This window comes from Paenibacillus sp. FSL R7-0163, from assembly GCF_037969975.1.
GTDB classification, from domain to species: Bacteria; Bacillota; Bacilli; order Paenibacillales; family Paenibacillaceae; genus Paenibacillus_AQ; species Paenibacillus_AQ odorifer.
This window is the reverse complement of the sequence record NZ_CP150224.1, coordinates 591,492-613,264: the sequence shown is the minus strand read 5'-3', so window position 1 is coordinate 613,264 and position 21,773 is coordinate 591,492. Positions and strand designations below refer to the sequence as shown.

Here is a 21,773-nt window from a genome sequence, read left to right as displayed (position 1 = left end):
CCCATAGCGTCTTTGGGGTCCAGTAGAATCTCAATTATCGGAAATAGCTACGTTTAAGGTCAGCTGTGTCCGGGTGGCGGCTTCATACGGGTAAATGTGTTAGAATCGAACGAAGTTTGAGGCTTAGTTCAAAGGGAAGGTATAAAAAACGGGGGCGCCCAGCAGCCATTTCGCGGCTTTTGGACACCCCCACTTTTATAAAAAACTCTATTCCGGCGATAGGCCGCCTTCAGCCGCCAGTTTCTTCTCCAGCTTCGCCGTCAGCAGTCGCAGTGCAGTTCCTCGATGGCTGATCTGCTGCTTCTCTTCCAGCGTAAGCTCGGCCATAGTTTTTTCATGTTCCGACAGGTAGAATAGCGGGTCGTAACCGAAACCACCGGCACCTGATGGTTCTGAAGTAATCCAACCTTCGACCGCACCTTCTGCGGTTAGCTCCTGCTTGGAAACTGGATCGTACAGCGATAAAGTACAGACGAACCTAGCCGTGCTCAGCAAAGGCTGATCTGTGTCTTCCCCCTGTTTCAATCTCTCTAGCTCGCTAAGCAGCTTTAGGTTATTTTCCCCATCCGTAGCATCTTCACCTGCAAAACGTGCAGAGTACACACCAGGTCTGCCATCCAAAGCATCTACACAAAGACCCGAATCATCAGCGAGTACCGGAATTCCAAGTGCGTCACCTACGGCTTTGGATTTTTTAAATGCGTTTTCTGCAAAAGTAGCTCCGTCTTCTACCACATCGGGCAGATGCGGATAGTCATACATACTCTTAACTGTCAGGCCCAGCGGGGCAAAAGCGTGCTCGAATTCGCGCACCTTCCCCTTATTCTTCGTAGCGACAATGAGAATATTGCCCGTGGAATTCATGTTACACCTCTTGGCCCGGCTGGCCGGAAGGGATTTTCAGAGCAATCGCTCCGAGCGCTTCTTTTTGTGCGGCAATCAGTTCATAAATCCCTTTCTCACCTAGACCCAATAAAAGATCCAGCTCTTGACGCGAGAATGGTCTTTCTTCGCCAGTTCCTTGTACCTCAACAAAAGCACCGCCGCCGGTCATGACTACATTCATATCCACTTTGGCTTTGGAATCCTCTTCATAATTCAGATCGAGCAGTGTTTTATCCCCTACAACACCTACACTAATTGCTCCCAAAAAGTCTGTTATAGGAAAAACAGCCAGCTTGTGCTGTAGTGCAATTTTATTAATAGCAAACGCCATGGCAACAAAAGCGCCTGTTATCGAAGCCGTCCGAGTTCCCCCATCCGCCTGAATCACATCACAATCCAGCGTAATGCTGCGTTCACCTAACGCTTGTAAATTCACCACGGAGCGAAGCGCACGGCCGATCAGCCGTTGGATTTCCATTGTACGTCCGGTAAGTTTACCGCGTGCAGCTTCACGTTGATTACGGGACTGAGTGGCCCGAGGAAGCATCGAATATTCAGCAGTTACCCAGCCTTTTCCTTGTCCTTTAAGAAACGGAGGCACTTTTTCCTCTACAGTAGCCGTACAAATGACTTTGGTGTCTCCCATCTCAATGATCACGGAGCCCTCAGCATATTTATTCGTTTGGGTCGTTATTGTCAGCGGCCGTAATTGGTCGTCAGTTCGCCCGTTTGATCTCATCTTTTCTGCCTCCTACATCGTATAGCTAATAGTTTAGTGTGAGTCCCGTTTCCCTGTTGTTCATTGCGGCAGTTCACCGTTCGGGACGTTACGTCTTTTTGAGCAACTTTTATTCTACCAAAGAGGAGGCACAAAAGCATCTTTTAAACCTTAGAAGGTCATTCTATAACGGGAGCTCGTTCAAAAATTCAGGTGCAGAAACAGGTTTGCTATAATCCACATTGTCAGTGTCAGTAATCGATTGTTTGCCGTTCAAACGAATTTGAACCAGAGCATCTTCCGTATTTTGCGCAACAGTCAGAACAACCGATTCCAGCAATTCGGCAGGAACTTCCTTCCCATCTGCGAACATATCGTCAGTCAAGGATACAGTAACAACACCGTTTTGTCCGGCTTCAACCGAATCAAGTGATGTGCCCTGTGTCATAACCATTTCCAGACCGTCTCCGGATTCAGGTCCCGCAATCAGTTCATTGATAGCAGCAGTCAGCTGTTCTTGCCCTGCGGGTACAAAGCGCGTAACCGGAACATAATATTGGATACCGTCAGAAGATGTTGTGGAAAAATAAACAGTAACCGCACTAGAGTTCATCAAAGATGGACCTTGTTTAGGCAGGTTAATGCCCATTGTGCGGGACAGCGGGCGATCCAGCGGAGTACCTTGAAGCGGCATTTCCGTAAGCTTTTTACCATCTACCCAGAACTGTACACCTTTAATGTCATCTTGACCGGTCAGCGTCCAAGTGATCGCTTCAAGGATTTTGCGTTCATCCGCAGCATCGTAGTTGTTAAATTCCGAATTGAACTCAACAACTGCCAGATTCGACTTGTCTACCGTAATGCTTTGCACCTCAGTTCCAGCTGGTAGAATGCCTTGGAAGCCTTCTGGCAATGAGGACGCATATTCTCCCTTATTCACTAATGCCATTAAAGAGTTCTTGAGCGTGCTGGAATCTTTGCTTTTTGGCAGATTTAGCGACACTGGAGCGAGTAAGCCGTTTCCATCTTCCAAATATACGGTCGTCCGGTCACCGGAAGCCGTTGTTTTATCCGTTGCTTTAGCGGTTTTGGTGCTGTCCTTAACAGCTGTTTGTGCATCATCCTGAGCCACTGGACCAAATACACCTGAATCCAAAGTGTTATTTCCCTCTGTCTGTAGCATCTGCGCTTCAACCTCAGGTGGCGGAGCATCAATCGATGCTGATTCCGAACCGAACAAGCCACAACCGGACAGTGCCAGTGGAACTGCGAGTAGGCAGACCGCGGAAATCCCGCGGATTTGTTGCATTGTTTTCATCATTTATTACCCCTTTCAAGGTTAGATAGCATTTGTACTGCTATGTATACGAGACCTTTGTCCAAAAAATAACAACTGCTTATCCTAAATTGTTGGAAAAGCCTGTGTACTTTATTTTCAGGTTGGGTTGGATCTAGATTTTAATTCACATAGACTCCGCTTTCTGGACAAATACTTCTTCTAAACGTACAATCTGAGATAACACCAGCGCTTAACATCATGCTAACGAACGTTGTAATGCAAAGACTTAACTTACGAGGTGACTAATCATGGCTGATGAACCAATCGCAAAAATACCTTACAGTCTGAACAGCAAGGCAGTCGCAGATGCGACCAAAGTGTGGTTGAATAAGCGTGGAGTGAATCTGCAGGAAATCGCAGAGCTCGTTATGTTTCTGCAAAAAAAATATTATCCAAACTTAACAATGGAAGAGTGTGTCCATAACGTTGAGATGGTACTCAGCAAACGGGAAGTGCAAAATGCAGTACTTACGGGCATTCAATTGGACATGCTCGCGGAGGAGGGGAAGTTGTTTCCGCCGCTTCAGGATATGATCGAAAATGATGAGGGATTATACGGAGTGGATGAGATTCTGGCTTTCTCCATCGTAAATGTATACGGCAGCATTGGCTTCACCAACTATGGTTATGTGGACAAGCTTAAGCCAGGCGTTCTTGAACGGTTGAACGACAAAAACACCGGGCAGATCCACACCTTTCTCGACGATATCGTCGGAGCTGTAGCCGCTGCAGCTAGTAGCCGAATTGCACACCGTAAGCAAGCGGAGCGTGAGATAGACCTCGAACTTCCGCATTCACCTGAGGATCGCGAAGAAGCTGCGAGGAAACTTGCAGAACATGAAAAACAACCGGAGTAACCGGTGTTTTGGGTACACTCTGAGAATTAAAAAGCGATTGTTTCGTAGCCCTTGCGGGTTATGAGACAATCGCTTTTTTTGAGGTTGGGTTGGGTTGGGTTGGGTTGGGTTGGGTTGGGTTGGGTTGGCTTGGGTTGGGTTGGGTTGGGTTGGGTTGGCTTGGGTTGGGTTGGGTTGGGTTGGGTTGGCTTGGGACCGTTTTAGGGAAAAACTCCCTAAAAAATACCGAAAATCGTTCAAAACCTAAGTTATTAGGGAATTCTTCCCTAATAACTCTACGAAAACCTTAATTTATAGCTACATTCGTAGAATATTAGGGAGAAATTCCCTAATATCCGCTCTACACCTCAACAATCCTCAAAAAACAGGGAGGAATTCCCCAATTAGTCAATACCAACACTTAGTTACTCGGCAAGATGTGTTTCTACCCACGAATAGCGGCATCTGAGTCCGAATGATCTGTGTGACGCATGAGTAAAGTAATCAAATCTGTGTCCGAATGACCAGTATGACGCACGAGTAAAGTAATCAAACATTAGTTGGTAATGCGATCGGACTCAGGTGACCCTATTTCCATAAAACACCCTTGATTTAGTCACTTTCGGACTCCAGAGTCGCTATTCACTCAAAAATGACCAATAACTACCCTCTGCACTAGCAATAACGCCTCTCCGGTCCGATACTAACCTCAAAAGCCCCAAAACCCACGAATAGCGGCATCTGAGTCCGAATGATCTGTGTGACGCATGAGTTAAGTAATCAAATGTTAGTTTGGTAATGCGTTCGGACTCAGGTGACACTATTTCCATAAAACACCCTTGATTTAGTCACTTTCGGACTCCAGAGTCGCTATTCACTCAAAAATGACCAATAACTCCCCTCTGCACTAGCAATAACGCCTCCCCGGTCCGATACTAACCTCAAAAGTCCCAAAATCCACGAATAGCTGCATCTATGTCCGAATGATCTGTGTGACGCATAAGTAAAGTAATCAAATGTTAGTCCGAATGTTCAGCCTGACGCATGAGTTAAGTAATCAAATGTTAGTTTGGTAATGCGTTCGGACTCAGGTGACACTATTTCCATAAAACACCCTTGATTTAGTCACTTTCGGACTCCAGAGTCGCTATTCACTCAAAAATGACCAATAATAACCCTATGCACTATCAATAACGCCTCTCCGGTCCGATACTAACCTCAAAAGCCCCAAAACCCACGAATAGTGGCATCTGAGTCCGAATGACCTGTGTAACGCGTAAGCAAAGTAATCAAATGTTAGTCCAAATGATCAGCCTAACGCATGAGTATGTAATCAAAGGTTAGTTTGGTATGCGATCGGACTGAGGAGCTCAATATTCATATAAATAGCACCGAATTATACTCTCTACTTAGTCACTAAAACCAGAACCCAAAAAAAGAGCAGTCCCAATAACACAGGACTGCTCTGTACCTCTACTCGATCATAACCTTCACATCTCAATTCATTTCATCAATCATCATTCATCACTCATCACTCTTCGAGCCCGCTAGAAACTCTAACTAACATGGTCTCCAGCACTTTCAGATGCTGCAAAAAATAGAGCACCGTCCGCCTCTATCATCACAGCCCGCTCCCGGCGCATCAGCTCCGCTAAATGCGCCAGTGTCTCACTCATCGCAAAGCGCATCTGGTGAACGGTGGTTACCCGGCTGCGAAACAGAATTTCGCAGACTGAGAAGCCGCTCAGCGGGCCGTTTGCGAGCAAGGCTGCCGTGGTATCCAGCCGCTCCTCATGATGAGCGAGCAGGCTGCTGACCCGGTGCGCAAAGCCCGTGAACGGTTCCCGATGGCCCGGGAACGCCATGCTGACCGGATAGCTGCCCAGCTCCCGCAGCCCCTGAAGAAACGTCTGCAGCGGCTGTGGATCGCTGCCTGGAAGCAGGCTGACATTGGGAGAAATCTGCGGCAGCACAGCATCGCCGCAGATCATTTGCCCGCTGTCCGCATGATACAAGCTCACATGTCCCGGTGCATGTCCGCCAGTTACAATCAATTGCCATTCACGGCCACCCATCCCAAAAGGCTCTACCTCATTCAGATAAGTTACAACCGGCTGCGGCTCCACTTGCGTGTCAAAGCTCTCCAAATGCGCTTTAATTCCACTCGACCATTCTTCCGACATTCCGTGTCCGATGAAATATAACGGCAAAACTTCATTGATATCCGTGTCACTGCCCCACATCAACATCGCTTCGGCATGAGCACGTTCAGTCATCCATACCTTACATCCGGTCTGTAACTGCAACCATCCCGCCAATCCATAATGATCGGGATGATGATGTGTTACGACGATATCCCGCACGTCCTTCCACGACAATCCCAGCTCCTGCAGGATCGCCTGCCAGCATTTTTCTGTCTCCGGGCTACGCGGACCGGGATCAATAATAGTAATTCTGCCATCCTCATCGGGCAGAATATAGCTGTTCACTTGACGAAGCGGCGAGTCCATGGGCACCGAGACCTGAAGAATGTTCTCGTCCCATGAAGTGATATCCGCCTTAGACATGGTGCGATCACCGCCTTTGAATCTTTTTCCTGATACCATTACGATCGAATTCCACTAAAAATCATCCGCGTGGAGCTTTCTGCATTATAAACCTCATCTTCATAGCTGCCATGCACAGCTTCGAGCTGTAAACCCGCTTCCTCGATCATCCCGCTGAATTTCTCCAAGGAATACAGCTTCACACGTTCATGATATTGGCGAGGTGTAGAATCATTTTTAGAGGTTAAAATGATGTCCTTCTTCACGTACCCATCTTCGATCCGCCGCGACTCATCAATCAGATTTTTTCCATCCTCGCGGGTAGAATGCGGCACCAGATGACGAATCACATACGCAGGATTCAGATAATCAATAACAAACTTGCCACCCGGCTTCAACATCCGATAGATTTCACGCAAAACCTTTACCTGCTCCTCATCCTCTTCAAAATAACCAAAGGAAGTGAATAGATTAACCACAGCATCGAAACCTCCAGTTAACGGTAGGTCACGCATGTCAGAACGCAGCCAAGTTACCTGCTCCGCTCCTGTTTGAGATCTTGCCTCACGCAGCAATACCTCTGATAAGTCCACTCCAGTTACCTCGTACCCTGCTTCCGCAAGCGCCAGTGAATGACGTCCCATCCCACAACATAAATCCAGCACTTTGGAGCCTGGCGGTAGTCCCAGCCACGAGATCATTCGTTCAACTTCTTTACGAGCTCCACCAAAGTCTCGATGTTTGTATACGACCAGATAATCCTCTCCGAAGCTCTTTTCATACCATTCAGTCATGTTGTCTCTCCTCCCACAGGCGCCTTCCTGTAACTCCACTCTATGTATGTTAATGTATCGCCATTGTACAGTCTTTTACTCACAAACTCAAAGAAGAGTTGTCACAGTGAGCGTTCAGCCCCTTCATGACAACTCATTCCTACAGCTTCCTTTACACAAGCTGCTGCAAATATACTCGTGCTTCATAAGGTCGAAGTTTAAGCGGTTGGATCTGCTCATCCTTTTCCACGGAATAATTAGAAATTAACAGCTCTATATTTTCTGGTTGGAACTCTGCTGGCCATTCGAATACAGGCTCTCCATCATAAAAATTCAGAATAACCAGCAGCCGCTGATCTTCCAATGTCCGGGTATACGCATATATCTCTGTATGCTCTGCAAGCAACAGCTCGTAGGCTCCATAAACGATGACTTTATGTTTTTTTCTCAGGGCAATCAGCTGTTTATAGTAGTTGTAGATGGAATCGGGATCTTTAATCGCGTTGCCAGCGTTGATCTCCATATAGTTGGAATTCACTTCGATCCAAGGAGTCCCCGTCGTAAAACCACCTGCGTGACCATCGTCCCACTGCATCGGGGTGCGGGCATTATCCCGGCTTTTATGATGAATGGCAGACATAATCTGCTCTTCTGGAACGCCGTTTTTTCGCTTTTCCTCATAATAATTAAGCGTCTCTACATCCCGGTAATCATCAATGGATTCGAAACAGACATTCGTCATTCCAATTTCTTCGCCTTGATAAATATAAGGTGTGCCTTCCAGCATGTGAATGAAGGTCGCCAGCATTTTAGCCGAAGGAATCCGGTAAAAAAGGTCGTTCCCAAACCGGGACACTGCGCGCGGCTGGTCATGGTTGCAGAGATAATTCGCATTCCAGCCTTTGTCATGCAGAACCGTCTGCCAATTACTCATAATCTTTTTCAGCTCCAGTAGACTCCATGGGACGACATCCCATTTTCCACTACCTGCCGAAGCGGCATCCAGAAACATATGCTCAAACTGAAAAGTCATATTCAGCTCCCGGCGACCATCACCTACGTAATCTAGCGCCTGCTCCGGTCCAAGTCCTGAGGTCTCTCCTACCGTCATAATATCGTAGAAATAAAGCACTTTATCATATAAATTCTGTAGCAGGGTATGCACATCTGCCAGATTGGAGAACATTCCATAAGCCCGTACGGTAGGTGTTCCACCTGGATTATCCGCATCCGGGTAACCTTTCGTCTTCACGATATGTGCAATGGCATCAAAGCGAAATCCGTCCACACCCTTCTTCAGCCACCATTCCACCATCTCATGCAGCTTATCAATGACCACGGGATTCTCCCAGTTCAGATCAGGCTGATATTTGGAATAGAGGTGAAGGTAATATTCATCGGTCCGCGGATCAAGCTCCCACACCGAGCCACTGAAATAAGACTCCCAGTTATTCGGGGGACCTCCATTTTTTCCTTTTCGCCAAATATAGTAGTCCCGTTTCGGATTATCCTTCGACGATCTGGATTCAACAAACCATGGGTGCTCATGTGACGTATGGTTCAGAACCAAATCCATCATCAGCTTCATCCCACGTGCGTGCATCTCCCTCAGCAAATGGTCAAAATCATCCATCGTGCCAAATTCCTTCATAATGTCACAGTAATCACTGATATCATAACCGTTATCATGGTTTGGCGATTTATAAATAGGGCAGACCCAAATCACGTCTACACCTAAATCCTGCAAATAATCCAGTCTGGATATGATTCCTTGCAAGTCTCCAATCCCATCTCCGTTACTATCCATGAAGCTAATCGGATAAATTTGGTACACGACACTTTCTTTCCACCATTTCGGGTTCATTTCTCGGTTACCTCCTATTTAGCTATATGTAGAGTTTAACCACACAAAGCCTAGTAGATAACAATTTGCTCCTACTTCCCTAGTCCCTTTTGATATTGTGAGGGCGTAAGTCCGGTCCATTTCTTAAAAGTAGCACTGAAGTGGCGTTCTTCCCCGTAGCCTACTAACTTTGCAACAGCGTACATTTTTAAGTTTTGGCGGAGCAGCTTTTTTGCCTCTTCTACCCGGTATTGATGCAAATAATCGAGAAAATTCACACCCAGCTCCTGGCGGAACAGTGAACTTAAATAAGTATTAGATACATAAGCTTCCTTCGCAACATATTCCAGAGACAGATTGGTATTATATTTGTTACGGATGATCTCGAGCGCTGTAACTACTGTTCGATGCAGAGGGCGATGTTTAGAAAAAGCCTCCACCACATTCTGCATGATCTTATTCAGGATCGTAGACAATTCTTCCAGCGTCTCGATCTGTGGTGCCTGCTCCATCCAATTGACCAAATGCTGCTTCCATTCGAATCCGGCTACTTGTTTTTCCTGCGCAAGCCTCTTAAGGCGAACGACAAAAGCTGTTGCCCGAATATTCACCTCCTGCTTGAGGCATCCGGGGTTTCCGCGAAAACGTTCCAGCCATTGCTCCAGCAGATCGAGGGCAAGCTCATTACTTCCTGCACCGACTGCCACAAGCATCTCATCCTCCAGCACATTTAATTCAGGATCATCTAAAATCCCGATCTCCTGTGCGCCACCCCCAATAACTCCCGAGCCTTCTGTATAAAAATAAACGCCGCCTTTCCCGTTCAGAAAGCGGGATTCCATGGCCTGAAGCGCTTCTTTATAAGACAGGTGAGCTTCCGAAATATCCGCACGACAGGAGCCTACAGCAATACTGATTGACAGCTTGAGGTATTTCTCCAGATTGCTTTGCAGCATCCCGATTTGCTCTTTTAAATAGATGGGGGTTCGGTAAGACTTGCGGGAATCCGTTCCAGCTAAACCACTGCCGATCCAGAGCAGGAGATTGCCATCATGAAAGGTCTCGATTTTTCCTTTATAGATAGGAGACAAGGTTTCACTAATAATATTTAGGGCCGCGTAACGCAAAAGTACAAAATCCTGCCCAGACCCACCGGCAGAGGGAGGATCAAAATCAAAGCTGACCAGCCCAATCTGCGGACCTTCGTGGCTAATAGCCATAGCTAACTCACCGATCAGCTCCTGCCGCCGCTCCAGCGGAACCGGAGGATGATGAATCCATTGGGACAGCACTTGGCTTTTGACAAGCGGTGCATTTTTATGCCAGGAACGATCTCTTTTTAGCTGCTCATTCTCCTGACAACGCTGCCTTTCAATTAGCTCCTTAGCCTTTAGTACCGTCTTCAGAATTTCTTCCGGCCGGCACGGCTTCAGCACATAATCGACAACCCCCAGCGCAATCGCTTGTTTCGCATAAGAGAACTCATTGTATCCAGATAAAATAATCGAGCGAAAGTCGTAACCGCGACGCCGTCCAGCTTCGATTAGCTCCAGACCATTCATCTGCGGCATGCGGATATCCGTTAACAATAAATCCGGCTGTTCAGACTCCATCAGAGCCAGCGCTTCACTTCCGTTCCCCGCCTCGCCCATTACCTCAATCTGATGCGAATTCCAGTCAATCATATTGACGATACCCTCACGGATGGTGTCTTCGTCTTCAGCAATCAGCAGCTTCAGCTTCATCATTTAGGGACCCTCCACAGTGATATGAATGATAATACGTGTGCCTGCTCCTTCTACACTCTCTACTTGCAATGAGGCTCCGGCAAAAAACAAAGCTAAACGTTCCTGTACATTCGAGAGTGCAAACCCCGAACGTCCAGCATTCTCCTCTTCCTCCGAAATAGAGCTTCCTCTCGCTAAACGCTGATGTAGCTCCTGAAGTCTTTCCGGCGTGATTCCCACCCCGTTATCTTGAACCTCGAGTACAATAGTTCTATCTTTGCGGAAGGCGCGAATCGAGATTAGTCCACTTCCAGCCAGTGGCTCGATCCCATGAATCACTGCATTTTCCGCCAGTGGCTGGAGCAGCAGCTTCGGAACTGTGAAATCCTTGATACTCTCATCCAAGGCAATTTCGAACTCAAAACGTTCTCGAAACCGATTTTTTTGCAGGAACAAATAATTCGTCACAAGCTCTACTTCCTGTTCTAATGTAAACGTATCACGCCCATCATTTAAGCTCAGCCGGAATACTTGAGAAAGCGAATAGACCATATCCGCTATTTCTTTGTCGCCCTTCTTCTCAGCTTCCCAACAAATCGTATTCAGCGTGTTATATAAAAAGTGCGGCCTGATCTGCGCCTGAAGCGTTTTCAATTCTGCTTCCTGCTGCTTCAGTTTGGAGGCATATACATCATTGATGAGCGATTTGATCCGCTGCACCATTAGATTATAACCATGGCCCAAGAGACCAATCTCATCATTTCCTTCAAAAAATACGCGCTGCGTGAAATCCCCTGTCTGCAATCTGCGCATGGAGCGGGAAAGCTTTTTCAGCGGTTTCGTTATTGAGGCGGCGGCGAGCCAGGTAACCATTAAGCTAACTGCTAAGCACAGAAAAGCGATCGTCACCGTGACCTGTGAAATCTGTCCCAGCTCTTTGACAAGCTGCCGTTTGGAATGCACCACCACTACATACCAACCCGTCGTTTCTGACTGCAGATGCGAGACAATCCACTGTTTGTGATCCGCTGTAGACTCCAGCCTCTCCTTTAGGCTCAACTTAGGATCGCTGTCCGCAAAATACGGAAGATCAAGATCTCTTTTGCCGATCCAGCTCTTGTTAGAAGCCGTAATGATGAGCCCGTCTCGATCTACCACAAACATATCTACATCATCTTCAGAGTTGTCTAGATATTGGCTTCCAATCTTACCAGCATCGACCCCGATCACCGCAAGCCCTGCCGGTTTTAAAGTATATACATTCTTGATAATTCTGGAAAGTACAATCTTATGATAATGATCACCAACAAATATGCCATCCGTGGGTCTGGACAATCCAAAGGTTGGACTACCTGCGGCTTCAACGGCTTCCTTGTAGTACGAGGTTTGGATAAAGTTAGAGAACTTCATGCCAGTTGTCAATCCGGCTTGGTTCGCAGCAAAAGGCTCCGCCCCGTTATTCTGGTCTTCCAAAGAGTATAGAATCAGTGATTGAATCGAGTTGCCAGCGACCATCAGGTTGGTGACCGTTTTAAATACGGAATTTCGTTCTTTTTGTGCTTCTGACGACACTAAGAGCCGCTGCACACTTTCATCCAGAAAGAGTGTATTGGAAAAAGAAATCATTCCCCTCACCATCTCATCAATCTGCTCTGCTGTTTTTCGGGTCAGGTGATCCTGTGACTGTTTCATTTTCTCCACCACCTGCTGCGAAGAGATCTGATAGGAGTTCCACCCCATAGCGAATATAGTCACGAGAAGCAGCGGCACAAACCATAATAACAGCTTAAACTGGAGCGGAAGATGGCGATAACGGCTTAATAAGCGGATGTTTCGATTCATGAGAACCACCTTCATGTATAATCAATAAATGTGTAAACCAAGTATAACTGAAATCATTAAACCCTGAACCAGCTTTTTACAATCACTGAAAAATGCCTACATAGTTCTTAAATATGGACCATGTTTCTATCGGTCATAAACTCTTAAGATGGGGATGCAAGAAGAAACGACATTGTCGTCCTCGTTTGATGACAGCCGTTCTAGTGGAAATATATCTCATAAAAAAGGTGGGTTTTTGATGAAAGGTAAAGGAATAAAGCTAGCACTTATGAGTCTAATGCTACCAGCTCTGCTGGCAGGCTGCGGTGGCGGAAATAACAATGCGAAAGCTACCAATGCACCTACAAATGACAAGGCCGAAGCTACTGCCGAAGCAACAGCTAGTGCAGGGGAAAACACACCCGCCGAAAAAATCACACTGAAGTTCTTCACCGCGCTCGCGGATCGGGCAAATGGTTCAGGTAAGGTAGAGCAAGACATTATCGATGCTTACATGAAAGAGAACCCTAACGTCAAGATTGAAGTGGAAGCGCTTCAAGATGAGCCTTACAAATCAAAAATCAAAGTGTATGCCTCCAGCAATCAGCTGCCTGATATCATTCAAGCCTGGGGTCAGCCCTCCTTCCTGAGTCCCCTGCTGGATAACGATCTGCTGCTTGAACTGAACAGCGCTGACTTCGAAGGTAATCAGTTTGTGTCCGGATCCATGGACGGCTTCAGTAAAGATGGTAAACTTTACGGTTTGCCGCGTGGTGCCGACTACATGGTCATGTACTATAACAAAAAAATATTCGCTGACAACGGCATCGAGGTTCCAAAAACCACAGATGATTTGCTTGCCGCCGTCAAAACACTTCGTGCCAAGAAAATTAACCCGATCGCTATGAATGGTATGGACGCTTGGACATTGCCTATCTGGTATGAATTTGTAGCCCAACGTCAGACTGGCGATTTCAATACAATGGATGAAGCTGTTGCGCGTAAAATATCCTTTACAGATCCTAGTCTCGTTGCAGCCGCAACTGAAATGCAGCAATTTGCCGATGCTAAAGGTTTTGCCGATGGCTGGCTGACTGCCGATTACGGTGCTGCACGCAACTTGTTCGGACAAGGGCAAGCTGCCATGTTCTTTATGGGCGCTTGGGAGTCGGGTCTGGCAACAGACGAGAACTTCTCTGAAGAATTCCGCAATAACGTAGGCGCTTTCGCTTTCCCTGCTTCAGATAAAGGTAAAGCAACCGATGATGCCGCTTGGTATGGTGGTGGATATGCAGTCAGCAAAAATTCCAAACATGCTGAAGCCGCTGTTGATTTCTTGAAATATTTCTTCGCTCCAGAGCATTGGTCTAAAATGCTATGGCAAGCCGGCGCGGGTACACCTGCGCAGCAATTCGATCAATTCCTAACGGGTAACGAAACCCAGCTGCAAAAAGAATTGATTGAAGTGTTCAGCTCGATGACATCCTCCAGCGGTACTCCACTGCAGGATGTGGGTGACGATGAGTTCAAGCAAAAGGTAATGGAGGCGCATCAAAGCCTGCTTTCTGATGCAATTACCCCTGAAGAATTCGCCAAAGCACTGGATGCTGCATCCGATAAATTCGCTGGTAAATAAACCAGAGACTACAAAAAACATGAACCTTAGCGCTCCTGAAGTAACCTTATAGATGGCAGTGCGCAAACCCCGGCTTCCCCCAGAGGCCGGGGTTTTGTTTTCGAAAAAATGTATACACCGATCTGAAATTTACGGCATGTTCCGGTGCCTGGCTTCCCGTTACGATGGTAATAGATAGATTACTCTTTAAAAGGACGGAGATTTCCATGCACAGAGTGTTAAGCGACAAAAAAGCGATATTCTTACTCATCGCACCTGGACTGTTCCTATTTGCTTTTATGATCTGCATCCCTATCTTCATGAGCGCTTATTACGGTTCTACGGATTGGGGCGGAATCGGCAAATACAATTTCATCGGCTTTGATAACTACCGTGAAATTCTATTTCATGACAAAGTGTTCTGGAGATCGCTAGTCAATGCCCTGCTCCTGACCGCCGCCACTGTATTTTTACAACATCCCTTTGCCATTCTCATGGGGATATTCCTAACCAATTCCGGCAAATACGAAAAAATATTCCGGACGATCTTTTTTATCCCCGCTGTAATTTCCGTCGTCGTTACAGCCAAGCTGTGGACCGGAATTTTCCATCCAAACTACGGACTGCTCAACAAGCTGCTAAGCGGAGTTGGATTGGATGCACTTACGCATGATTGGCTCGGTGATCCAAAGACGGCCATCTGGTGCATCATCATTGTTGTTATGTGGCAAGGCTTTGGGTATGCACTGCTGCTGTATTATTCAGGTCTGCAAGGCATTCCGGAAGATTTAAGCGAAGCCGCAAGAATCGACGGCGCCAACAACTTCACCCTCTACACGCGTATCATCATTCCGCTGCTTTCGCCGATGATGCGGGTTGCCATCATCATTGCCGTCACCACCTGCCTTAAGCAAATGGAAACCGTATTCTTAATGACCAACGGTGGCCCTGCAAATAGCACACAGTTCCTAGGGAACTATCTGTACAAAACTGCCTTCTCATCATCGCTATACGGTTATGGTAATGCCATTTCGATTCTGTTTATTGTGTTCTGCCTGATCCTAACCGTTATCCTCAACAAGATTTTAAAGAAAGATATCGGAGAATTTTAAAGAAACCCTGTAACCGGAGGAAATCCTATGAATAATTCCTTATCGCCTACCGCTTCACCCCCTAAGCTAAACCTTCACAAACAAGAACGCAGAAAGCCTACAACGGGCAAAATCCTAATGATGGTGTTCCTGTGTATCATCGCGTTGATTCAGTTATTTCCGCTTATTTGGTTGATCGATTATTCCCTGCTCAAGAGCGGTGAGTTCTTTGGAAGCTCATTTCTGAAATGGCCCTCTCCACCCCAGTGGGAGAACTATCGAAACGCTTTTACCTACGGGCGTGTGCCACGTTATTTTGCCAACAGTCTTATCATTACAGTGATTACTGTTATGCTCTCTGCGCTGGTGTCCCTGATGATGGGATATGCGTTTACCCGGATGAAATGGAAGCTAAGTGGCATCGTCCTCTCTCTAATCATGTTAGGCATGATCATTCCCATTCACGCCACATTGCTGCCAAACTTCATTCTGTTTAACAAGCTTGGGATGCTGAACAATATGTACACATTGATTTTGCCTTACTCAGCCATTGTCATCCCCATGAGTGTCCTGATTATGACCGGGTTCCTGGAGACCATCCCACGGGCTATTGAAGAGTCCGCCGTTATTGATGGCAGTGGCATTTACGGGTTAATCTTCCGTATCATCCTGCCCATCACCAAACCGGCGCTGGCAACCATCTGTGTGCTCAACTTCATCAGCACGTGGAATGAATTCATTATGGCGAACACCTTCCTCACCTCGGAAGATCTTAAGACGATTCCCTTCTCCATTATGAAATTCACTGGTGAGTATTCATCCAACTATGGTGCACAGTTCGCGGTTATGACGATCATCGCCATCCCAACCATCCTGATCTACCTGCTCTTCACAGAACAGATGACCAAGGGAATTACCGCCGGGGCGGTTAAGGGCTAACACAATAAACTTAATCATAACAACATAAAAAAGCTGACAAGACAGGTTTCTTACCCGTCTTGTCAGCCTTTATTCATTCTTATTATATCCCTTACGGTCGTTGCCAATCCTCCCTCAGCCATTCAACCAAGAGGAGCTCTGGCACATTCACTTTATTAACTTCGGCATAGTCTCTCACCCGTTCAAGCAAACGTCCCGCGGTTCCCTCACTAACCTCTAAACCATGTGCGTTCAGAACATGCATGATTCCACCACTTCCGGAATGTTTACCTAACACAAAATGATGTGCTCTCCCCACCTCAGTGGGATCAAAGGTCTGGTAGGTGGCTGTTTCTTTCAACAAACCGTCAACATGTATCCCAGATTCATGTGTGAAGGCGAGTGATCCGACGATTGGTTTGGCATCGCCGACACTTCGGCCCGAGGCTGCGATCACCCTATCCGCCACCCCCTTCAGACACTCTGGACGCACGCTGCTCTCCCCGCCATAAAGATAACGCCAAGCCATCACTACTTCTTCCATTGCTGCATTCCCGGTGCGTTCACCAATCCCTGCCACCGTAGTGCTTGCCCAGACCGCACCCGCGGCAATACCGCTAAGTGTGTTTGCTGCCGCAAGACCAAAATCATTGTGGCAGTGTACCTCAAGCTCTACATCTGCAGGAACAGCACTAAGTAATGTGCTTACCCGCTCTGCCATTTGACCCGGATGATGAGCAGATACCGTATCTGCATAACGGAACCAACGAATGCCTTCTTTATATAATGTATTTACCAGTTCAACCAAGTACTCCATACTTGCCCTTGAAGAGTCCTCCATCCCCACCGACACAGTCATTCCTAGCCGTTGACCATATTCCGTCGCATGCAGTAATCTTGTCAGACCTTTGGCAGGTGTTAAACCTAGCTTACCTTGTAATTGAATTTCCGAGACAGGGATCGATACATGACTCCAGTTCACACCCGTCGCCCATGCTTTGTCGATATCACTTTCCAAGGCCCGATTCCAGGTCATCATCTTCATAGGTAGACCTAAATCAGCGATAGCCGCAATATCTTCTTGCTCTTGCTTGCCCATGGCAGGAATTCCTACCTCTGCTTGCTCCACTCCGCATTCCGACAGCAACCTTGCGATTTCCAGCTTTTCTTCCCTCGTGAATGAAACTCCAGCCGCCTGTTCACCATCCCTAAGTGTCGTGTCACATAGCCTGAGACTTTTCACGGTTTACCTTCCTCTCCGCAGCAAGTGCAATTCGGATTACGGGTAATATGGACGCTGTAACAGGCGAAGTCGAGTGAATTGAAGCGATGCATTACGCCCGCATAAGTCGTCCCTACCTTTGTAACCCATTTTACGGCTTCCAACGCAGCCAGACAACCCGCAATTCCGGAGGTCGCTCCCAATACTGGAAAGCCAAACGGTTCCCATTCTGGATTAACATCCGGATAAAGACACTCTAAGCAAGGGGTTTCACCAGGTATAACCGTTGTTAGTGAAATCTCAAATCCATACATCGCCGCCTCTATCATTGGCGTGCCGGTTTCTACACATAGTCGGTTCAACGTATATCTTTCCGGAAAATCATACCGTGCATCAATCACTATATCGGCTTGTTCTACCCAAGGTTTTGCTATATTATATTCAATCTTCGAATTAAATCCTTCCATTTCAACATTTGGATTCAGACGTTTTAGCTGCTGAATTGCTGTGCTCATCCTTTCCATACCCAAATGATCACTGTCCATCAAAATCTGTCGATTTAAATCTGGAGGCACAATGTTTCCTTCATGCGCCAAGATCAGCTTGCCGATTCCGGCAGCAGCTAGATAAAGTGCGGCAGTGCCTCCAAGCCCACCAATTCCAGCAATCATCACTGTAGCTTCTTTTAGCGCTTTCTGCCCGCCTTCTCCAAGCAGCTTCAATTGGCGTGCGTATCGTTCCAGTTCGGTGCCGCCTACAAGCTGCTCCATTTTGCTCCCTCCCTGTGGCTGAGCTGCATCATTGGAATCTAACCCTCCAGACCATCCGTTCCATAGAGAGCTGTCATTTCATTAAATTTATCCATAAAGGCCAGCCCTTCTTCTACACAAGCAACGCCGTAGCGAATTACTTTATCCTCCGAGGTAAAAGGAAACGGAAAACCTGCTCTCAAGCTTTTTAACACAAGAATAATCCGATCACTATATAAAAGAGCACGCCCAAATCCTTCCCCATTTATTTCAGAAGAGCTTTGAACCAGAACCCCACTTTTCTCCTCGATCACGCCCGCCACCGCCTGAAACAAGAGAGGAACCTGCAAACGGACCTTTGGAGAAACCGCGCAGTTAAAATCAGATTTGTTCTTGTCTTCAGGGGAAGCGAGAAACAATCGTTCGATCTTCTTCTGTGGTGAAAGAGAAGCATGCCTTCCAAAAAAGTCTTCTGTATCAAGCAATTGACATAACCGGCGTATGAGCATCTCTGCTATATCTTTATCCAGCTTTTTCTCCGTGGTTCGACAACGGCGTTTTAATACTGCCGCTTCCGGAGCAACCCGGCCCATTAATGCAGCACTCTCATTAGCTATGGGATCCATCTACACTCGCCCCTTCCGCTTCATTTTCAGCATGTAATACCTTGGCTAGCCACATCGGTGGTTTGCCCTGTAGCATTTCAACAATCCGCTTCACTTGCTCATCAATAGGACTGCCTGGTGGAACCTTTACCGGCATAATTTTACGACGTGTGACTCTTGCCGCTGCTGAGGCTCCAATCTGCATGATGAATATTAGCGTGCAATCCTCTACCACCTCCAGACGACTCTCTATTTTGCCTGCTTCATCCTGATTGAGAATCGTTGGCAGTTTACGAAGACCTATAAGCTCCCCGCCACCTTTGGTAACTTTATAAATTGCGAACATCGGACTCTGCCCAAAATGGGCATTCACTCTAATTCCATCAACTGTAGCGAATGCTACTTTCACGATGTTCCTCCTCCCTTCGCATTAACAGGTTCGCCGCTTTATTCGTCCACTCCATCGCTCCCCGATACCCTACAGAGATGGCCATATAAGCACCAAGCTCATTCCAAACGGGAAATCCAGCCGCCATAAATGCTGCATCTAACCGCGCCGCTCCATTTATCCCATGTGAGTTACCGATCCATAAATCTGCACCTTTACCCAAAAACTCAACATCATCCAGATCACCGACCCATACCTCTCGTTCCATCTCAACCACCAAAGGAGTTTCATAGGAGGTGACCAGGACCTTTTGCTCCACCCCTAGCTCTTCGAGCCAAGAAGATACGGTATACAAATGATCTGGCTCCAGCGCGACAAGTGCAGACATCCCCGCAAATTGAAAATGAGCATCCAGCATGCTATCCAATAAATTCTCCCGTTGCCAGCAATAACGAAGCTGTACCGGCTCCCCGCTAATTTGATGCAGGAATTGCAAAATATCATCCGTTGCTTTAAGCCCCATCGCACTCTCGAATACTTTGTAGGGAGTTCCCAGCGCATTATGCAGTCTTCTAGCTGGACGCTCCATACTTCCGCCGATGGCAATGGTTAGACCCGAATGCAAGCTTTGCAGCATCGAATCCAGAGGCACCCCACCTCTTGTCAGCGGTGAAAATCCTGTCAGCAGATGCCCAGACAAAGAGGTCGAAATATCAGGTACAGCGATTACCTCAAAACCGAAGGAGGATATCATTTCTTTCAGCTCCATCACATCACCCGGCGTCAGAAACGATCCCGGCAAGAGGGTAATCTGACGTGTATTTACACTCCTTGAACCCCGATGGCCTACCTGCTGGATCATCTCATCAAGCATTGCCTCCACGGTAGAGCTGAACCCCGATTCCAATGAACCACGAAAGTCTGGTAAGGTGACGGAAAAAGCAAGCCCACCCCGCATGTTCCGCTCCCTTTTATAGGTCTTGAGCATGGATTGATAATCCACTCCTGCCACATCCGTCAGCTCAGTCCCAATAATGCCTATAATGTCTGGTCGGTGTTTACTGAGTATGGTATTTAGAGCTTCCTCTAAATTACGATTCGCATCAAAGATTACATCCATCTCCTGCAAAGCAGAGGTCTGTACGGCTATAGGCTCACGAAAATGCCGGGTAAGCAGTGCCTTCGGAAATGCGGAACAACCTTGCGCACCATGCACAATAGGCAATGCCTTGTAGCAACCCTGAAATGCCATTACGGAACCAAGGGATTGGCCTATTTTCATTGGATTAACCGAAGTCGGTTTACTCCTTTTGTTAACGGTCATAGGAAGGTTCCTCCTTATCCCAGGGAGCGGCACTGGCAGCCAGCTTCCAGATTGGATTAGCAAGAGAATACGTCAGCTCCTTAGCCAGCCTTAGTAAACCTTCGTAACCAGCATAGGCCTTGTGTCTTTCTTGATTAATATCGATAAACGGAATCTGCTCTTTCATTGCCACATACATATTCCGTCCGCCAGCAATCATAATATCTGCCTTACGATCCCGGACGGTTTTGATAATTCGGCTTGCCCCGCCCTCCGGAATATATTCGGTGTCATCACCAACACGATCCGCTATACGCCGTACATCATCTTCCGTGCTTTTGTTCGTGCCTACACCTACCACCTGAACGCCTAACTCCTTCAGTGCGGAAATAATCGACCAGCTTTTTACTCCACCCGTATAGAGAACTGCTTTCTTTCCTTTAAGCAGCTTGCGGTAGGGCCGCAGCTCCTGAATCAGTCTGTTTTCCTCTCGTTCCGTCAACCGATCCACACGCCGCTCCATCTCACGGTCATTCAGCAAATAAGCCATTTGACGTAAGGAATAAGTTGTCTCTTTGGCCCCATAGAAGGAGCCTTCGAAATAGGGAATGTGGTATCTTGCCTCCATTTCTTTTGCCAGACCTAACAATGCACGGCTGCACACAACCATATTCACTTTTGCATGATGTGCCCATGTAATTTCCTTATATCTTGCATCCCCTGTAATTCTGGACATTAGCGTAATTCCAACACTCTTCATTAATTTCTCGATATCCCACATTTCACCCGCGATATTGTACTCTCCAATCAAATTCACACCTAAAGGAATCTCAATCTCTGGTTCACCTGTGCCAATGACATATTGTAGCAGCGCTTCACCAGCCAGCCGATTTCCAAGATTCTTACTGCCTACGAATCCAGGGCTGTTCACGGGGATCACAGGAAGCCCCAATCTGCCTGCCGCTTCCTTGCATACCGCATCCAAATCCTCGCCAATCAATGCTGTCACACAGGTCGCATATACAAATATTGCCGGAGGCATAAAGCGCCCGGCAATATAGTCAATGCTATCTTTAAGTTTCTTTTCTCCGCCAAAAATAATGTCGTTATCGTTGAGATCTGTAGTAAATCCGTATTGTGAAAGTGATGGCCCGCTTGACAAAGCCCCTCTACTTTCCCAGCTATTCCCGGCACAAGCAGCCGGCCCATGGACGAGATGCGCAGCATCCATGATCGGCAGCAGCGTGATTTGGGCTCCGTCGAAGGAGCAGCCCCCAGCCGCTTCGCCCGGCTTGGGGCGTGGACATGGCTTCGATTTCGGAGTTAAGCTCCCGCAAGCTTGCGCGTCGAATACATCGTTTCTGATGGACTCCATCGTACCACCTCCCGTAACT

Annotated in this window: 18 protein-coding genes; 4 read left to right on the top strand and 14 right to left on the bottom strand. The window is 47.2% G+C overall.

The genetic code is table 11. The features are described 5' to 3' along the window. Positions 1–207: 207 nt before the first annotated feature. The 3 genes from NST45_RS02615 to NST45_RS02605 all read right to left on the bottom strand — a co-directional run bounded on the left by NST45_RS02615 (position 208) and on the right by NST45_RS02605 (position 2,921). Positions 208–864 (bottom strand): XTP/dITP diphosphatase, encoded by a 657-nt coding sequence (locus tag NST45_RS02615; RefSeq protein WP_038573081.1) that lies wholly within the window; start codon positions 862–864, stop codon positions 208–210. 1 nt (position 865) lies between these two features. Beyond that, the gene (gene rph, locus NST45_RS02610; protein WP_036686952.1) at positions 866–1,624 is read right to left on the bottom strand and encodes a ribonuclease PH; all 759 of its coding nucleotides are present in this window, start codon (positions 1,622–1,624) and stop codon (positions 866–868) included. Between the two features lie 163 nt (positions 1,625–1,787). Further along, positions 1,788–2,921, bottom strand: coding sequence for a GerMN domain-containing protein (locus NST45_RS02605; protein ID WP_176462677.1), 1,134 nt, complete (start codon positions 2,919–2,921; stop codon positions 1,788–1,790). A 269-nt stretch (positions 2,922–3,190) separates the two neighbouring features. Here NST45_RS02605 and NST45_RS02600 point away from each other — a divergent pair, with 269 nt between their 5' ends. After that, on the top strand, positions 3,191–3,799 hold the full coding sequence (locus tag NST45_RS02600; protein ID WP_036686950.1) for a phosphatidylglycerophosphatase A: 609 nt from the start codon (positions 3,191–3,193) through the stop codon (positions 3,797–3,799). A gap of 1,535 nt (positions 3,800–5,334) precedes the next feature. On the opposite strand, the gene NST45_RS02595 is transcribed toward NST45_RS02600, so the two are convergent. From NST45_RS02595 to NST45_RS02575, 5 genes are all read right to left on the bottom strand, one after another. Beyond that, the gene (locus NST45_RS02595) at positions 5,335–6,345 is read right to left on the bottom strand and encodes an MBL fold metallo-hydrolase (RefSeq protein WP_339824807.1); all 1,011 of its coding nucleotides are present in this window, start codon (positions 6,343–6,345) and stop codon (positions 5,335–5,337) included. Between the two features lie 38 nt (positions 6,346–6,383). Then, positions 6,384–7,118 (bottom strand): class I SAM-dependent methyltransferase, encoded by a 735-nt coding sequence (locus NST45_RS02590; RefSeq protein ID WP_076099469.1) that lies wholly within the window; start codon positions 7,116–7,118, stop codon positions 6,384–6,386. A 151-nt stretch (positions 7,119–7,269) separates the two neighbouring features. Further along, positions 7,270–8,961 carry an alpha-glucosidase gene (locus tag NST45_RS02585; RefSeq protein WP_076099470.1) on the bottom strand — a complete coding sequence of 564 codons (1,692 nt, stop codon included), beginning with the start codon at positions 8,959–8,961 and terminating at the stop codon, positions 7,270–7,272. A gap of 71 nt (positions 8,962–9,032) precedes the next feature. Beyond that, the gene (locus NST45_RS02580) at positions 9,033–10,688 is read right to left on the bottom strand and encodes a response regulator (protein WP_038573084.1); all 1,656 of its coding nucleotides are present in this window, start codon (positions 10,686–10,688) and stop codon (positions 9,033–9,035) included. After that, entirely contained in the window at positions 10,689–12,509 is a 1,821-nt protein-coding gene (locus NST45_RS02575) for a sensor histidine kinase (protein WP_076212905.1), read from the bottom strand. It abuts the gene before it with no gap. A 238-nt stretch (positions 12,510–12,747) separates the two neighbouring features. Here NST45_RS02575 and NST45_RS02570 point away from each other — a divergent pair, with 238 nt between their 5' ends. The 3 genes from NST45_RS02570 to NST45_RS02560 all read left to right on the top strand — a co-directional run bounded on the left by NST45_RS02570 (position 12,748) and on the right by NST45_RS02560 (position 16,133). Further along, positions 12,748–14,124 (top strand): extracellular solute-binding protein, encoded by a 1,377-nt coding sequence (locus NST45_RS02570; RefSeq protein ID WP_036679562.1) that lies wholly within the window; start codon positions 12,748–12,750, stop codon positions 14,122–14,124. 206 nt (positions 14,125–14,330) lie between these two features. Next, positions 14,331–15,215 carry a sugar ABC transporter permease gene (locus NST45_RS02565; RefSeq protein WP_036679565.1) on the top strand — a complete coding sequence of 295 codons (885 nt, stop codon included), beginning with the start codon at positions 14,331–14,333 and terminating at the stop codon, positions 15,213–15,215. A 27-nt stretch (positions 15,216–15,242) separates the two neighbouring features. After that, on the top strand, positions 15,243–16,133 hold the full coding sequence (locus NST45_RS02560) for a carbohydrate ABC transporter permease (protein WP_081386630.1): 891 nt from the start codon (positions 15,243–15,245) through the stop codon (positions 16,131–16,133). A 91-nt stretch (positions 16,134–16,224) separates the two neighbouring features. Here the strand turns inward: NST45_RS02560 and NST45_RS02555 are convergent, their stop codons facing one another. The 6 genes from NST45_RS02555 to nifE are packed head-to-tail and all read right to left on the bottom strand — an operon-like array spanning position 16,225 to position 21,754. Further along, a complete protein-coding gene (locus NST45_RS02555) occupies positions 16,225–17,355 on the bottom strand; it encodes a homocysteine methyltransferase (RefSeq protein WP_076212901.1) in 1,131 nt (376 codons plus the stop codon). Next, positions 17,352–18,104: a HesA/MoeB/ThiF family protein gene (locus tag NST45_RS02550; RefSeq protein ID WP_076212898.1), complete on the bottom strand. Its 753-nt coding sequence runs from the start codon at positions 18,102–18,104 to the stop codon at positions 17,352–17,354. The genes NST45_RS02555 and NST45_RS02550 overlap by 4 nt, the downstream gene beginning before the upstream one ends. Before the next feature lie 38 nt (positions 18,105–18,142). After that, positions 18,143–18,709, bottom strand: coding sequence for a DUF269 domain-containing protein (locus NST45_RS02545; protein ID WP_038573089.1), 567 nt, complete (start codon positions 18,707–18,709; stop codon positions 18,143–18,145). Then, positions 18,693–19,097, bottom strand: coding sequence for a NifB/NifX family molybdenum-iron cluster-binding protein (locus NST45_RS02540; RefSeq protein ID WP_076099472.1), 405 nt, complete (start codon positions 19,095–19,097; stop codon positions 18,693–18,695). The genes NST45_RS02545 and NST45_RS02540 overlap by 17 nt, the downstream gene beginning before the upstream one ends. Continuing rightward, entirely contained in the window at positions 19,072–20,400 is a 1,329-nt protein-coding gene (gene nifN, locus NST45_RS02535; RefSeq protein WP_076212895.1) for a nitrogenase iron-molybdenum cofactor biosynthesis protein NifN, read from the bottom strand. Before nifN ends, NST45_RS02540 begins: the two co-directional genes overlap by 26 nt. Further along, complete coding sequence (gene nifE / locus NST45_RS02530) at positions 20,390–21,754, bottom strand: nitrogenase iron-molybdenum cofactor biosynthesis protein NifE (RefSeq protein WP_038573091.1); 1,365 nt, start codon at positions 21,752–21,754, stop codon at positions 20,390–20,392. Before nifE ends, nifN begins: the two co-directional genes overlap by 11 nt. Between the last annotated feature and the right edge of the window lie 19 nt (positions 21,755–21,773).

Bases quoted from the DNA above. Each gene is read 5' to 3' on its own strand.
- NST45_RS02615 (WP_038573081.1), bottom strand. From the start codon at position 864: ATGAATTCCACGGGCAATATTCTCATTGTCGCTACGAAGAATAAGGGG.
- rph (WP_036686952.1), bottom strand. From the start codon at position 1,624: ATGAGATCAAACGGGCGAACTGACGACCAATTACGGCCGCTGACAATA.
- NST45_RS02605 (WP_176462677.1), bottom strand. From the start codon at position 2,921: ATGAAAACAATGCAACAAATCCGCGGGATTTCCGCGGTCTGCCTACTC.
- NST45_RS02600 (WP_036686950.1), top strand. From the start codon at position 3,191: ATGGCTGATGAACCAATCGCAAAAATACCTTACAGTCTGAACAGCAAG.
- NST45_RS02595 (WP_339824807.1), bottom strand. From the start codon at position 6,345: ATGTCTAAGGCGGATATCACTTCATGGGACGAGAACATTCTTCAGGTC.
- NST45_RS02590 (WP_076099469.1), bottom strand. From the start codon at position 7,118: ATGACTGAATGGTATGAAAAGAGCTTCGGAGAGGATTATCTGGTCGTA.
- NST45_RS02585 (WP_076099470.1), bottom strand. From the start codon at position 8,961: ATGAACCCGAAATGGTGGAAAGAAAGTGTCGTGTACCAAATTTATCCG.
- NST45_RS02580 (WP_038573084.1), bottom strand. From the start codon at position 10,688: ATGATGAAGCTGAAGCTGCTGATTGCTGAAGACGAAGACACCATCCGT.
- NST45_RS02575 (WP_076212905.1), bottom strand. From the start codon at position 12,509: ATGAATCGAAACATCCGCTTATTAAGCCGTTATCGCCATCTTCCGCTC.
- NST45_RS02570 (WP_036679562.1), top strand. From the start codon at position 12,748: ATGAAAGGTAAAGGAATAAAGCTAGCACTTATGAGTCTAATGCTACCA.
- NST45_RS02565 (WP_036679565.1), top strand. From the start codon at position 14,331: ATGCACAGAGTGTTAAGCGACAAAAAAGCGATATTCTTACTCATCGCA.
- NST45_RS02560 (WP_081386630.1), top strand. From the start codon at position 15,243: ATGAATAATTCCTTATCGCCTACCGCTTCACCCCCTAAGCTAAACCTT.
- NST45_RS02550 (WP_076212898.1), bottom strand. From the start codon at position 18,104: ATGGAGCAGCTTGTAGGCGGCACCGAACTGGAACGATACGCACGCCAA.
- NST45_RS02545 (WP_038573089.1), bottom strand. From the start codon at position 18,709: ATGGATCCCATAGCTAATGAGAGTGCTGCATTAATGGGCCGGGTTGCT.
- nifN (WP_076212895.1), bottom strand. From the start codon at position 20,400: ATGACCGTTAACAAAAGGAGTAAACCGACTTCGGTTAATCCAATGAAA.
- nifE (WP_038573091.1), bottom strand. From the start codon at position 21,754: ATGGAGTCCATCAGAAACGATGTATTCGACGCGCAAGCTTGCGGGAGC.